Origin of the sequence: Streptomyces sp. SID3343 (genome assembly GCF_009865215.1) — a bacterium.
Taxonomy (GTDB): domain Bacteria; phylum Actinomycetota; class Actinomycetes; order Streptomycetales; family Streptomycetaceae; genus Embleya.
This window is the reverse complement of record NZ_WWJX01000216.1, coordinates 1-13,795: the sequence shown is the minus strand read 5'-3', so window position 1 is coordinate 13,795 and position 13,795 is coordinate 1. Positions and strand designations below refer to the sequence as shown.

The window sequence follows — 13,795 nt, the reverse complement described above, 5'->3', positions numbered from 1 at the left end:
CATTCCCGCGGTATCCGCTCGGCCGCAGTCTGGAGTCACGCGCCGGGTGGGCCGGCGGGACTGAGGGGCAGACGGTCATGGCGAGATTCATCCGACAGTGGTTGCTGCGCGTCGCCGGCTTCGCGCTGACGGGCCTGTACCAGCTCTATCGCGTCCACCCGGCCGTGTGGCGATGGACCGCGACCCACTACCGGCCGTGGATGCACACGTTCGCCCGCCGACACGCGTGGATGACGTGTCAGTTCGCGGCCTTGGACGTGCCCGCCTACCGGGACTTCCTGCGCCGGCACCGGTGGCGTTTTCGCTGGTTCGACCTCGGGTCGTATCCGGAGACGTCCAAGGAGAACTACGTCAAGGCGTATCCCGAGGACACCCGCTGTTGGCTCGGCGAGTTGCAGGTCGCGGGCACGGTCGTGGACGAGTCGTCGGGCTCCTCGGGCACCCCGCACAACTGGCTGCGGTCGCGGCGCGAGCTCAAGTCCGTGCACCGCAACGTCGCGGGCTACACGTCGCTGGTCTTCCCGCGCCGGAAGCTGTTCGTGATCAACGCGTACTCGATGGGCGCGTGGGCGACCGGCACCAACACCGGGATCGCGATGGCCAGGGTGGCGATGGTCAAGAACACCGGCCCCGACCTGGACAAGATCGTGGACACGCTGCGGCACTTCGGGCCGCGCTTCACCTACCTGGTGACCGCCTACCCGCCGTTCCTCAAGCACCTGCGCGATCGTCTCGACGCGGACGGTTTCGACTGGGACCGGCACACGATGTACGGATTCGTCGGCGGGGAGGGGATGACCGAGGCGCTGCGCGACTACCTGGAGGAGCGCTTCGTCAAGGTGCGCTCCGGCTACGGGGCCTCCGACCTGACGATCGGGATGGCCGGCGAGAGCGACGCGACGGTGTGGCTGCGCAAGCGACTGCTGACCGACGAACGGCTGCGCACGCTCGTACTGGGGCCGGACGAGGGCCGGGTGCCGATGGTGTTCCAGTACAACCCGCTGGAGACCTACCTGGAGACCAATGCCGAGGACGAGGTGGTCTGCACGATCAACTCGACCGCGGTGATGAGCCCCAAGCTGCGCTACAACATCGGCGACGAGGGCCGGCTGCTGACCTTCGATCGGGTCGAGGAGATGATCCGGCCGGATGCCGCCGCATGGGCCGAGTGGGAGGCGGCCGCGCGGGCCGAGGGGATGCGGTTGCCGCTGCTGCTGTTGTTCGGGCGCAAGGACAGCACGGTCTCGTACATGGGCGCCAACATCTATCCACAGGACGTCGAGTACGGCCTGTACCAGGACAACCCGATGGCGGCGGACCTGGAGGGGTTCTGCCTGACCGTGGACGAATACGCCGATCTCGAAAGCAGGCCGGTGGTCAACCTCCAGCTCAGGGACGGCAGTTCGCTCGACGACGCGGATCGGGAAAAGCTCGCCCGGGTGTGCCGCGAGGGTGTGGTGCGGCATCTCGCCCGGGTGAGCCGCGACTTCGCGCAGTCGCTCGTGGAGGATCCGACGGCGGCCGACGTGCGGGTGCTCGTGCACGACTTCGCGACCGGGCCGTTCCTGCGGGGCACCACGAAGATCAAGAACGTCTACCTGGTGGAGGGGCGGCGATGAGGACCACCGACTTCTCGGCGGCGCCGCCGCAGGCGCGAGGCGAGGCGATGTTCATCGGGGCCACCCGCTACAGCGGTCTGCGCTCGCTGATCTCGCTCGCGCGCCCGTGGCTGGCGATGGTGCGGACGATGAAGCGCATGGACGGCTACCGCTGGCACAAGGTCTACCGTCAGGGGCCGTTCACGCTCGGCACGATCGCGGTGTTCGCGGACCGCGACGCGCTGCTGCGCTTCGCCCGCTCGAAGGCGCACCGCGACCTGATGTGCTGGATGACCGACCACGGCGACAGAAACGGCACGGCCGGCTTCATCCGGCTCTTCGACGCGCAGCCGGGCGGCTACAGCAACGGTGCCTGGCGGGCCGAGGACGACACGATGGCGCACATCGAGGAGTTCACCCCGATCGGGGACGAGCGCGCCGGGGCCCGCGTGCACCGGAAGGCGAAGTCGTGACGCTCACCGTGGAGCGGGTGACGTCCCGGCGCGGGCTGCGCGACTTCTGCGCCCTGCCGCTGCGGCTGCACCCGAAGGAGCGCTACGTGCCCGTGCTTCGGGGACAGATTCGACGGTGGTCGCGGGCCGGGGTCGAGTTGTACGTCGTGCGCGACGGGGCGGGGCGGGCGGTGGGCCGGACCTGCCTGCACACCGACGATCGGTTCGACGCGAAGCTGAACGGGCGCCACCAGTTGTTCGGGCTCACCGAGTTCGCCGACGACGTCGCGGTGTTCGAGACGCTGGTGGATCTGATGCACCGCCGGGCCGCGGCGGCGGGGCGCCAACGGCTGTTCGGGCCGGTCGCGTTGCTGCCGAACCAGACCGGCGGGGTGATCACGTCGGGATTCGCGGAGCGCGGCTTCGTGGATTCGGCGTGGAACCCCGCGCGCTACCCGGAGACGTACGAACGCGCGGGCTTCGCACGGCGGTTCTCGGCATCGACGTGGATCTGCCCGAACCTGGACGAGCGCACCGACGATCCGGACGCGACCTACGTCTTCGACGACGCGCGGATCGCGGCCGAACGGTTGGTGATCAGGCGCGGGTCGCGGCGGCGCCTGGCCGAGCAACTGCCGATCCTGCACCGGATGCTCAACGCGAGCTTCACCCGACTGGGCTACTACACGCCGATCGAGCTCGACGAACTGCGCGCGCAGACGGACGGGCTCGCGCATCTGCTGGACGAGTCGTTGCTGCTGTGGCTGGAACGGGCGGGCGAGCCGATCGCGTTCACCCTCGCGGTGCCGGACGTCTCGGACTTCCTCATCCGGATCGGCGGCGACCTGCACGTGGGCAATCAGCTTCGGCTGCTCGCCGGCCGGAGCCGATATCGGCGCGAGGCGGTGTTGATCATCAAGGGGACGGTGCCGCATGCCCAGGGGCGGGGCTATCTCACGTTGCTCGCACGCGAGCAGTATCGGGCCCTGCGGGCCGGCGGCTACCACGCGCTGCGCAGTACGTGGGTCGAGGACGGCAACAAGGCGTCGGCGGCGCAGTATCGCCGGATCGGCGGGCGGGAACTGCACGGGCACACGTTCTACGCCCGAGCGGTGGGGAAACGCTCGTGAGTGCCGAGCGGATCCGGGACGCGCGGGCCGAGGGCGACGCGCTGCTGCGGCTGGCCGGTCGGGCGCCGAGCGCGCACAACACTCAGCCCTGGAGGGTGCGCCCGGTGGGCACCGGGGAGTACGAGCTGGGGTGGCATGCCGAGCGGGAACTTCCGGTGGGGGATCCGACCCGGCGGGATCTGTTCCTGGGGCTCGGGGCGTTCGTGGAGGCGTATCTGATCGCGTCCGCGGCGTTGGGGGTGCCGTTGCGGGTCGAGCCGGTGTGGGACGTCGAGCGGCGGGTGGTGGTGCGGTTCGTGCCGACGGGCGCGTGTTACCCCACGGCGTTCACGGCGGCGGATCTGCGGGGGCGGCGCAGTGCGCGCGGGGCGTATGTGCCGGGGGAACTGCCGGCGGAGGTGTTCGCGGGGGCCGCGGCGGCGCTCGGTGGGGTGGGCGGGTTGTGGCGTGGGGGGACGCGGGCGGTCGCGCCGTTGCTGGATCAGGCCGATCGGTGGTTGTTCGGCGACGGCGAGGTCGTGGCCGAGTTGCGGCAGTGGCTGCGGCTGCGCGGGGATCGGGGACTGCGGGCGGACGGGCTGACCGGGGAGGCGCTGGGGCTGTCCCGGGTCGAGGGGCGGGTGTTGGACGCGGTGTTGCGGCCGGCGGCGTATCGGGTGTTGCGGCCGGTGGGGTTGGCGCGGGCGTTGGCGGCTTCGTCGCGTGGGGTGCTGCGTTACGACGGGACGGTGGTGGTGTTGACGGCGGGTGCGGGTGCGGGGTCGGCTGTGCCTTCGGCGGCGGAGGTGTTGGAGCACGGGCGTGGGCTGTTTCGGTGTTGGTCGACGTTGGCCCGCCACGGATACGCGACCCATCCGTTGAGTCAGGTGATCGACTGCGACCTGACCGCGCAGCGGTTGGCGGGCATGGTGGGGGCGCGGCCGCTCGCGGTGTTCCGGGTGGGGCGGCCGGTGCACGAGCCCGTACGGTCGGTGCGCAGGTCGGACTGAGCGGGATCGGGGCGGCCGGTGGTCGAGCGGGGTGGGGTCGGCTTTCTTTCGACGAGTCGGCTCGGTGGCTTGCCTGATACCCCCTAGGGGTATAAATTCGTCGTTGTGGGGCCGAGCGCGACCCCAGTGACGACGAGAGGACCACTGTCATGAGCACCGCCACCTTCACCGTCAGCGGGATGACCTGCGGCCACTGCGTGTCCTCCGTCACCGAGGAGGTCTCCGAGGTGGCGGGCGTGACCGACGTCAAGGTCGAACTCGCCTCCGGCCTGGTGACCGTGACCTCGGCGCAGCCGGTGAGCGCCGACGCGGTGCGCGCGGCGGTCGTCGAGGCCGGCTACCAGGTCGTCGAGGCGTGAGCCTCGGCCGTCCTGCCGGTTCGACCGGCGGGACGGCCCTTCGTCGGCTGTCCCCTTCTCCGGCTGTCCCCTTCGCCGGTTTTCCCCGATCCGCACCCCTGACGTCTCGGTACCCCTACCCGGTAGGGATACTCGGGGCGTACCCCGAGGAGCAGACATGAGCGCCGACACCCCGCAGGCCGCGGCCACGGACGCGTCAACCCGAATCGAACTCGAACTCGGGGGCATGACGTGCTCCTCGTGCGCCAACCGCATCGAACGCAAACTGAACAAGCTCGACGGTGTGCGGGCGACGGTGAACTTCGCCCTGGAGAAGGCCACGGTGCACCACCCGGCCGGTATCGACACCGACGAACTGGTCGCGGCCGTCGAGGCCGCGGGATACACCGCGAAGCCGATCCACGAGAAGACGGACGCCGGGCCCGATCCGGCGGAGGAACCGCCCGACGAACCCGACGGCGCGCTGCGGTCGCTGCGGGAGCGGCTCGTGTTCAGCACCGTGCTGACCATCCCGGTGATCGCGCTGTCGATGATCCCCGCTCTTCAGTTCCGCTTTTGGCAGTGGGCCGTGCTCATGCTCGCCGCGCCGGTCGTGGTGTGGGGCGGGTGGCCGTTCCACCGGGTCGCCGCCAAGAACGTCCGGCACGGCACCGCGACGATGGACACGCTCGTGTCGCTGGGCACGCTGGCGGCGTTCGGCTGGTCGCTGTACGCCCTGTTCGTCGGCGGCGCGGGCGAGCCCGGCATGAAGATGGAGTTCTCGTTCACCGCCGGCACCGGCGGACACGCGGAGATCTACCTGGAGGCCGCCTCCGGGGTGATCATGTTCCTGCTCGCCGGTCGTTACTTCGAGGCCAAGTCCAAGCGCAAGGCCGGGGCCGCCCTCAAGGCCCTGCTCGAACTGGGCGTGCGCGACGTGTCGGTGCTGCGCGAGGACGGGCGCGAGGAGCGCGTCCCGGTCGGGCAGCTGAGCGTGGGCACCCGGTTCGTGGTCCGGCCCGGCGAGAAGATCGCCACCGACGGCGTGGTCACCGAGGGTTCCTCCGCCGTGGACGCCTCGATGCTCACCGGCGAGTCGGTACCGGTGGAGGTCGGCCCGGGCGACGAGGTCACCGGGGCGACGCTGAACGCGGGCGGTCGCCTGGTGGTGCGCGCGACCCGGGTCGGCTCCGACACCCAGCTCGCGCAGATGGCCCGGCTGGTCTCCGACGCGCAGACCGGCAAGGCCGAGGTGCAACGCCTCGCCGACCGGGTGTCGGGCGTGTTCGTGCCGGTCGTGATCGCGCTCGCGGTCGCCACCCTCGGGTTCTGGATCGGCGCGGGCTCCGGTGTCGAGACGGCGTTCACCGCCGCGGTGTCCGTCCTGGTCATCGCCTGCCCGTGCGCCCTGGGGCTGGCCACGCCCGTCGCGTTGCTGGTCGGTACCGGTCGCGGCGCGCAGCTCGGTGTGCTGATCAAGGGCCCCGAGGTGCTCGAATCCACCCGTCGCGTGGACACCGTCGTGCTGGACAAGACCGGCACGGTGACCACGGGCCGGATGTCGCTCGCCGCCACCGTCGCGGTCGACGGCGGTGACGCCGCCGAACTGCTGCGCATCGCCGGCGCGCTGGAACACGCCAGTGAACACCCGATCGCCAAGGCGATCGCCGCCGCGGCGCAGGAGCGCTTCGGCCCGCTGCCCGCGGTGGAAAGCTTCACCAACCGCGAGGGACTGGGCGTGGAGGGCATCGTCGAAGGCCACGCGGTCGTCGCCGGGCGGCCGTCGCTGCTCGCCGACTGGGCGTTGGACCTCCCGGCCGAACTGCTCGCCGCGCTCGACGACGCGGAGGGCGCGGGCCGTACCGCGATCGCGGTCGCGTGGGACGGACAGGTGCGTGGCGTGCTGGTCACGTCGGACACGATCAAGGCCACGTCGGCACAGGCCATCGCCGGACTGCGCGGGCTCGGGCTCACACCGGTGCTGTTGACCGGGGACAACGAGCGGGCGGCGCGGGCGGTGGCGGCCAAGGTCGGCATCGACGAGGTCATCGCGGGTGTGCTGCCGCAGGGCAAGGTCGACGCGGTCAAGGCGTTGCAGGCCCGGGGACGGGTCGTGGCGATGGTGGGCGACGGGGTCAACGACGCCGCCGCGCTCGCGGTCGCCGACCTGGGGTTGGCGATGGGTACGGGGACCGACGCCGCGATCGAGGCGGCCGACCTGACCCTGGTGCGTGGCGATCTGACGGCGGCGGTGGACGCGATTCGGCTGTCGCGGTCGACGCTGCGCACGATCAAGTCGAACCTGTTCTGGGCCTTCGGCTACAACGTCGCGGCGATCCCGCTCGCGGTGGCCGGTCTGCTCAACCCGATGATCGCCGGTGCGGCGATGGCCTTCTCGTCGGTCTTCGTGGTCGGCAACTCGCTGCGCCTGCGCCGCTTCGCCTCGGTGGCGTCGGCCGCGCCGATCACCGACGCGACGGCGACGGAGCCCAAGCCGCGCGAACTGGCCGCGCACTGAGGACCAAGGCTCGACCGGTCGATGGAAGGTTTCCGTGTCGACCGGAGAACCGTCTTGGAGTCGAGGGGCCCGAAACGATGGTTTCGGGCCCCTCGACTCGGCGCTCACGAGCGTCGACGCCCGCCCGTCACCAGCCACGCGTCACCGTACGCGCGCAGGCCCAGGAGCACGACGCGGATCAGCATGAAGGTGCCGATCGCCCACCACCACAGGGCGATCAGGCCGCCGCCCAGGGCCAGTACGGTGCCCAGCACCGCGCAGAACCCGGCGAGCACGATCGGCATGGTCAGGGCGAGGTAGCGGCCGTCGCCGGCCCCGATCAGCACGCCGTCGAGGACGAACACCGCGCCGGCGAGCGGCTGGAGCACGGCGACCGCGATCAGGGTGCCGGCCAGCAGGTGTCGTACGGCGGAGTCGGACGTGAACAACGGGATGTACAGGGGCCGCGCGGCGATCACCACGACCGCGAAGAGCACTCCGGTCCACACCCCCCACACGAGCATCCGGCGGGTGGCCGTACGGGCCCCCGCCGCGTCGCCGGCGCCGAGCGCGCGGCCGACGATCGCCTGCGCGGCGATGGCGAGGGCGTCCATCGCGAACGCCAGGAACGTCCAGATCTGCCACGCGACCTGATGCGTCGCGATCGAGGTGTCGCCCATGTGGGTGGCGGCCACGGTCGCCGCGATCAAGATCGCGCGCAGGCTCACCGTACGGACGAACAGCGGCGCGCCCGCGCTCGCCGAGGCCCGGATGCCGGGCAGGTCGGGCCGCAGTGACGCGCCCTGGCGGCGGGCGCCGCGCACGACGGTGGCGAGATAGGCGAAGGCCATCGCGTTCTGCGCGATCACCGTGCCCCACGCGGAACCGGCGATGCCCCAGTGGAGGCCATAGACGAACACGACGTTGAGCACCAGGTTGGCGCCGAACCCGAGCACGGCGACCACCAGCGGCGTCCGGGTGTCCTGGAGGCCGCGGAGAATGCCGGTGGCGGCCAGCACGATCAACATCGCCGGGATCCCCAGCGAGCCGATCCGCAGGTAGGTCTGCGCGTGCGGCGCCGCGGTGTCGGACGCGCCGAACGCGGCGACGATCCACGGCGCGCCCAGCACGCCCACACCGAGCAGCAGCACACCGAGCAGCGCGGCCAGCCACACGCCGTCCATGCCCTGTCGGATCGCGGCCCGCACGTCCCCCGCGCCGAGCAGTCGCGCCACCGCCGCGGTGGTGGCGTACGCGAGGAAGACGCACAGGTTGACCAGCGTGGTCAGCATCGCGCCGGCCACGCCCAGACCGGCCAGTTGCGGCGTGCCCAGGCGGCCGACGATCGCCGAGTCGACGAGCACGAACAGCGGCTCGGCGACGAGGGCGAAGAACGCGGGGATCGCCAGGCGCAGGATGTCGCGATCCTGGGCGCGACGCCCGTTCGGGGCCGGCGCGGGGGTACGGCGCGGCGTGGAGGGCGGCTTCGCGGGGACGGAGGACGGCACGCGTCCACCGTAGTCATCCACAGGTAAGGGTCACAATGCTGTCCTGTCCCTTACCGGCGAGCGCGGGGCGTACGCGGGTGCACACGTGGGGCGATAGCCGCATGATTCGCCCAACAGTTTTTCACATACACAGCCGGTGGATAGAGACTTCGCAGGTCAGAGGCCATATGTGGACATGATTGCGAAGCGTTGACGGGTGGCTGCGCACAGCTTGTACACAGCTGGAGGCGGCTTCCTCCACAGGTTGTCCACAGTTATCCACAGGGCCTGTGTATGACCGTGTTGGAGGTCTGTTGGTCCACCCGTACGGTGAAGGGCCGCACGCCGCGTCGTGCGGTAAATCTGTCGGCCGTGTGGCGTATGAAGGACACGGCGCGTTCACGGCGAAGTCAACGGTGCGAATTCGCGCGAGCCTTTGTGAAGGGAGACCCGGGCATGAGCGTCTCCGAGTTCGAAGAGGCCCCACCCGAACCGTCCCGCGAAGGCTTCGAGCGAACCCCGCCGCAGGACATCGCGGCCGAACAGTCGGTTCTCGGCGGCATGATGTTGTCCAAGGACGCCATCGCCGACGTGGTCGAAAACCTCAAGCCGATCGACTTCTACCGCCCGGCCCACGAACTGGTCTACAACGCGATCCTGGACCTGTACGCGCGGGGCGAACCCGCCGACGCGGTCACCGTCGCGGCCGAGCTGACCAAGCGCACCGAGATCGGCCGCGTGGGCGGTGCCCCGTACCTGCACACCCTGATCTCGTCGGTGCCCACCGCGGCCAACGCCGAGTACTACGCGCGCATCGTGCGTGAACAGGCCGTCCTGCGCCGCCTCGTCGAGGCCGGCACCCGCATCGTGCAGATGGGCTACGCGGCCGACGGCGAGGTCGACGACATCGTCAACAACGCCCAGGCCGAGGTCTACAAGGTCACCGAGCAGCGCACCACCGAGGACTACGCCCCCCTGGCCGACATCATGGAGGGCGCCCTCGACGAAATCGAGGCGATCGGCTCCCGCGGCGGCCAGATGTCCGGTATCCCCACCGGCTTCTCCGACCTGGACTCCCTCACCAACGGCCTCCACTCGGGCCAGATGATCGTCATCGCCGCACGACCGGCCATGGGCAAGGCACTGGCTCTCGACACCCCCCTGCCGACACCGAGCGGCTGGACCACCATGGGCGAGGTGCGGGTCGGTGATCTGCTCGTCGGAGCCGACGGAGCACCCACCCGCGTCGTGGCGGCGACCGAGGTGTTGATCGATCGCCCGTGCTACGAGGTCGAGTTCTCGGACGGTGCGGTGATCGTCGCGGACGGCCGGCACCAATGGGTGACCGAGACCCACGCCGAGCGCCGGGCGGCCCGCGACCGCACGGACGGGTCGTCGTTCGCCGGGACGGTGCGCACCACCGAGGAGATCGCGGCCACGCTGGTGTGCGAGACGGCCGACCATCGGTCGAACCACGCCGTCAGGGTTGCCGCCCCCGCCCGGTTCCCGGAACGCGACCTGTTGCTGCCGCCGTACGTATTGGGCGCGTGGTTGGGTGACGGGAACAGCGCCGGAAGCCGGTTCACCACGGCCGACTCCGAGATAGTCGACCACATCGAGCGCGAGGGCATCCGAGTCCTCCCGGGTTCGAGCCACCTGCTGTACAACCTGCGCCTCCCCGAGCCGACGGCCGTCGCGGAGCGCGCCTGCGTCGTGTGCGGGAAACCGTTCGTCCCGCGCACCTCTCGGGTGCGCTCGTGCGGAAAGTCCTGCGGTGGCAAGGCGAAGGCGGTTTCGGCGCCGGTCGCCGCGCCCGTGTGCCCCGATTGCGGTCGTCCGTCGAGTGGTCCGGTGCGCTGCCAAGCCTGTCGCGATCGGCACGGTACCGTCCCCGCCATCCTGCGCACGCTCGGCGTACTGAACGACAAGCACATCCCGCAGAGTTACCTGCGGGCATCCGAACAACAGCGGCGCGATCTCCTCGCCGGGCTGCTCGACACCGACGGCCACGTGAGCCCGAGCGGAACCGTGCAGTTCGCGGTGACCAACCGCAGGCTCGCCGAGGGCGCGCTCGAACTCGTCCTCGGGCTCGGGTATCGCGCGACGATGCGCACGAAGCAGGTCGAGGGCCGTAGCGCCGAATCGTCGGTCTGCTACCAGGTGGACTTCACGCCGGCGGACAAGGTCTTCCGGCTGACGCGCAAGATCGCCCGCCAGAGCGCCCCGGACCATCCGACCACCCGGCTGCGCCATATCAGCGCGGTGCGGCGCGTCGACTCGGTGCCGGTGCGATGCGTGGAGGTGGACAACGAGAACCATCTCTATCTGGCCGGCCGGTCCTGGATCCCCACCCACAACTCGACCCTCGGCCTGGACATTGCACGCGCCTGTTCGATCAAAAACGGTCTTGCCAGTGTGATTTTCTCGCTGGAGATGGGCCGCAACGAGATCATGATGCGGTTGTTGTCGGCGGAGGCTCGGGTCGCATTGCACCACATGCGCTCCGGGAGCATGACCGATGACGACTGGACGCGGTTGTCCCGCAAGATGGGTGAGGTCACGGCGGCGCCGATGTACATCGACGACTCACCCAACCTGTCGATGATGGAGATCCGGGCCAAGTGCCGCCGGCTCAAGCAGAAGCACGATCTGCGACTCGTGATCATCGACTATCTCCAGCTGATGCAGGCAGGCGGCTCCCGCCGAGCCGAGAACCGTCAGCAGGAAGTCTCCGAGATGTCGCGAAACCTCAAGCTCCTCGCGAAGGAACTCGAGGTCCCGGTCGTTGCGATGTCCCAGCTCAACCGTGGTCCGGAGCAGCGAACGGACAAGAAACCGATGGTTTCGGACCTTCGCGAAAGTGGATCCATCGAACAGGACGCGGACATGGTCATCCTGTTGCATCGTGAGGATGCGTACGAGAAGGAGTCCCCCCGCGCGGGCGAGGCCGACCTGATCGTGGCCAAGCACCGCAACGGCCCGACCGCGACGATCACGGTCGCGTTCCAGGGGCACTACTCGCGTTTCGTGGACATGGCGCAGAGCTGATGTCGTGACCTTGAACCGGCAGGCGTTTTCGGCCGTCCCGGGCGGGTGGTCAGATGTCGCGGCGGCGTAGGGCTGTCCAGCCGGCGAGTTGGGCTGCCAGGGCCCATGCGGCGAGCACGGCGGTGGCGGCGGCGTCGCCGTCGAGCAGGTTCAGGCCGGCGGTGCCGGGCAGGTAGTCGGCGGCCGTCGCCTGGATCAGCATCGGCAGCGCGAGCATCAACGTCAGGACCGCGCTCAGCGTGGAGACCGGGCTGCGCAGGACCGCGCCCACACCCACGGTCAGGATCGCGGTCAGCACCAGGTAGACCGTGATCGCCGCGATGTCGCCGGCGACCTCGGAGGCCGTGGTGATCCCGTACGAGCCCAGGGACACGCGGCCCATGACGACCCCGCACACCGCGAGCACCAGCGCGAGCGGCGTGGTCACCGCGACCACCACCGCGGTCTTGGCGAACAGCACCCGAGCCCGGTTCGGATCGGCGGTGAGCGTGACCCGCATGGCTCCGGACGCGAATTCGGCGGTGACCACCGCCATCGCCAACGCGACGATCGCGAACTGCGCGAGCAGCACCGAGCTCGTCGCGGGCTCGCCGATCGCCATGGTCAGGCCGTCCTTGGTCTCTCCCGTCCTGACGTCGTGGGCGAAGTCGATGCCCATCACCGCCGAGCAACCACTCATCAGGACCAGCGCGCTCGCCAGTGCCCACCAGGTGGACCGCACCGACCACAGCTTGATCCACTCCGACCCCATCGAACCGCGCAGCGCGATCGACACGTCAAACCCCTTTCGAATGGCCATCGTTCACCCGGCCGCGTACTCGACCGAGTCCGCCGTCAGCTCCAAGTACGCCTGCTCCAACGACGCCTGACGCGGGCTCAGCTCGTGCAACAGGACGCCGACGCCGTGCGCGATCCGCCCGATCTCCTCGATCGACGCACCCGCGATCGTGAGCGAGTCGCCGTCGGTCGCGATCACCCGCGCGCCGTCGGCGAGCGCGTGTTGCGCCACCAGGCCCAGGCCCACCGAGTCGGGGCTGCGCACCACGACGCCCGCCGTCGAGGCCGCGCCGAGCAACTCGGCCACCGGAGCGTTGGCGATCAGCCGGCCCTTGCCGAGCACGACGAGCCGGTCGGCGGTCTGCTCCATCTCGCTCATCAGGTGGCTCGATACGAACACCGCGCGGCCCTCGGCGGCGAGCGAGCGGATCAGTTCGCGGATCCACCGCACGCCGTCCGGGTCCAGGCCGTTGACCGGCTCGTCGAGGACGAGCGCGCGCGGGTCGCCGATCAGCGCCGACGCGACGCCCAGTCGTTGGCTCATGCCCAGCGAGAAGGTTCCCGCGCGGCGCTGCGCGACATCGGTGAGGCCGACCTGGTCCAAGACCTCGTCCACCCGGCGGGCGGGGAGGTCGTGGGTGCGCGCGAGTGCCCGCAGGTGGGCCCGCGCGCTTCGACCCGGGTGTACCGCCTTGGCGTCCAGCAGCGCGCCGATCTCGCGCAGGGGGCGGCGCAGTCGTGCGTACGGTAGGCCGCCGATCAGCGCGTGGCCCGAGGTCGGCCGGTCCAGGCCCAGGATCATCCGCATCGTGGTCGACTTCCCGGCCCCGTTGGGTCCCAGGAAGCCGGTGACCTGGCCGCCTTCGATGCTCAGGGTCAGGTCGTCGACAGCGGTGTGTTCGCCGTGGCGCTTGGTCAGCCGGTCCAGCGTGATCATCGGGCACCCCCTCTTCCTGTGTCTTCCTGTCGTGGACACGAACGTAGGAGGCGGGCCCCGGGGCCGACATCGGCCGAACGCCACGGGTGGGCTGCGACTTTCGGCAGAGGCGACGGTGGTTCGCCCGGCCCGCCCCGACGCGGGCCGACCGATTTCGCCGCCCACGCGCACCGTCGTATCGCCGGCCGAAGGGTGGGGCCAGACCCACCCCGAGTCGGGGGTTCGGTGCAGTGTTTCGCCCGTCCCGCGAGAGCAGACTCGTGGTCACGAGGTCGAGCGACCACGCGATCGAGACGACGAGGGGAAACGCGATCATGGACACCGCCGGGACGCCGAGCACCAAGGCCACCGCACCGCTGCGCGGGCTGGTACTCGCCGGATACGCGGTTCCGCAGATGGCGCTCTTCACTGTCACCGCGACCGCGATCAGCGTCGTTCCGGCCGGGCTCGGCCTCCTCGCCCTGCCGCCCGCCGTCCACGCCACCCGGCTGCTCGCCCGGAGTTCGCGCCGGCTCGCCGGGCGCTGGTCCGGTGTCGAGATC

At 70.4% G+C, this 13,795-nt stretch carries 10 protein-coding genes and 1 pseudogene; 8 read left to right on the top strand and 3 right to left on the bottom strand.

Annotation, left to right across the window (positions count from 1 at the left end):
• Window positions 1-77 precede the first annotated feature (77 nt).
• The 6 genes from GT354_RS07560 (at window position 78) to GT354_RS07535 (ending at window position 7,025) form a co-directional block, all read left to right on the top strand.
• Window positions 78-1,619 (top strand): phenylacetate--CoA ligase family protein, encoded by a 1,542-nt coding sequence (locus GT354_RS07560; RefSeq protein WP_161355476.1) that lies wholly within the window; start codon window positions 78-80, stop codon window positions 1,617-1,619.
• A complete protein-coding gene (locus tag GT354_RS07555) occupies window positions 1,616-2,071 on the top strand; it encodes a DUF4188 domain-containing protein (RefSeq protein WP_161355475.1) in 456 nt (151 codons plus the stop codon). The genes GT354_RS07560 and GT354_RS07555 overlap by 4 nt, the downstream gene beginning before the upstream one ends.
• Window positions 2,068-3,180 carry a hypothetical protein gene (locus tag GT354_RS07550; protein WP_161355474.1) on the top strand — a complete coding sequence of 371 codons (1,113 nt, stop codon included), beginning with the start codon at window positions 2,068-2,070 and terminating at the stop codon, window positions 3,178-3,180. Before GT354_RS07555 ends, GT354_RS07550 begins: the two co-directional genes overlap by 4 nt.
• Window positions 3,177-4,169 (top strand): hypothetical protein, encoded by a 993-nt coding sequence (locus tag GT354_RS07545; protein WP_202511607.1) that lies wholly within the window; start codon window positions 3,177-3,179, stop codon window positions 4,167-4,169. Before GT354_RS07550 ends, GT354_RS07545 begins: the two co-directional genes overlap by 4 nt.
• A gap of 149 nt (window positions 4,170-4,318) precedes the next feature.
• Window positions 4,319-4,528 carry a heavy-metal-associated domain-containing protein gene (locus GT354_RS07540; protein ID WP_161355473.1) on the top strand — a complete coding sequence of 70 codons (210 nt, stop codon included), beginning with the start codon at window positions 4,319-4,321 and terminating at the stop codon, window positions 4,526-4,528.
• A gap of 157 nt (window positions 4,529-4,685) precedes the next feature.
• Window positions 4,686-7,025, top strand: a complete 2,340-nt coding sequence (locus tag GT354_RS07535; RefSeq protein ID WP_161355472.1) for a heavy metal translocating P-type ATPase — start codon at window positions 4,686-4,688, stop codon at window positions 7,023-7,025.
• A gap of 104 nt (window positions 7,026-7,129) precedes the next feature.
• Here GT354_RS07535 and GT354_RS07530 read toward each other — a convergent pair whose 3' ends face one another.
• On the bottom strand, window positions 7,130-8,422 hold the full coding sequence (locus GT354_RS07530; RefSeq protein ID WP_346011908.1) for an MATE family efflux transporter: 1,293 nt from the start codon (window positions 8,420-8,422) through the stop codon (window positions 7,130-7,132).
• 525 nt (window positions 8,423-8,947) lie between these two features.
• On the opposite strand from GT354_RS07530, the gene dnaB reads away from it, so the two are divergent.
• Window positions 8,948-11,539 (top strand): replicative DNA helicase, encoded by a 2,592-nt coding sequence (dnaB, locus tag GT354_RS07525; protein WP_161355470.1) that lies wholly within the window; start codon window positions 8,948-8,950, stop codon window positions 11,537-11,539.
• Window positions 11,540-11,588: 49 nt separating this feature from the next.
• Here dnaB and GT354_RS07520 read toward each other — a convergent pair whose 3' ends face one another.
• Window positions 11,589-12,314, bottom strand: a complete 726-nt coding sequence (locus GT354_RS07520; protein WP_161355469.1) for a hypothetical protein — start codon at window positions 12,312-12,314, stop codon at window positions 11,589-11,591.
• 27 nt (window positions 12,315-12,341) lie between these two features.
• The gene (locus GT354_RS07515; protein WP_161355468.1) at window positions 12,342-13,253 is read right to left on the bottom strand and encodes an ATP-binding cassette domain-containing protein; all 912 of its coding nucleotides are present in this window, start codon (window positions 13,251-13,253) and stop codon (window positions 12,342-12,344) included.
• A gap of 314 nt (window positions 13,254-13,567) precedes the next feature.
• Here GT354_RS07515 and GT354_RS07510 point away from each other — a divergent pair.
• A pseudogene (locus GT354_RS07510) lies at window positions 13,568-13,795 on the top strand (hypothetical protein); the annotation flags it as partial.

Coding starts and splice junctions, on each gene's coding strand:
- GT354_RS07560 (WP_161355476.1), top strand. CDS start 78: ATGGCGAGATTCATCCGACAGTGGTTGCTGCGCGTCGCCGGCTTCGCG.
- GT354_RS07555 (WP_161355475.1), top strand. CDS start 1,616: ATGAGGACCACCGACTTCTCGGCGGCGCCGCCGCAGGCGCGAGGCGAG.
- GT354_RS07540 (WP_161355473.1), top strand. CDS start 4,319: ATGAGCACCGCCACCTTCACCGTCAGCGGGATGACCTGCGGCCACTGC.
- GT354_RS07535 (WP_161355472.1), top strand. CDS start 4,686: ATGAGCGCCGACACCCCGCAGGCCGCGGCCACGGACGCGTCAACCCGA.
- dnaB (WP_161355470.1), top strand. CDS start 8,948: ATGAGCGTCTCCGAGTTCGAAGAGGCCCCACCCGAACCGTCCCGCGAA.
- GT354_RS07515 (WP_161355468.1), bottom strand. CDS start 13,253: ATGATCACGCTGGACCGGCTGACCAAGCGCCACGGCGAACACACCGCT.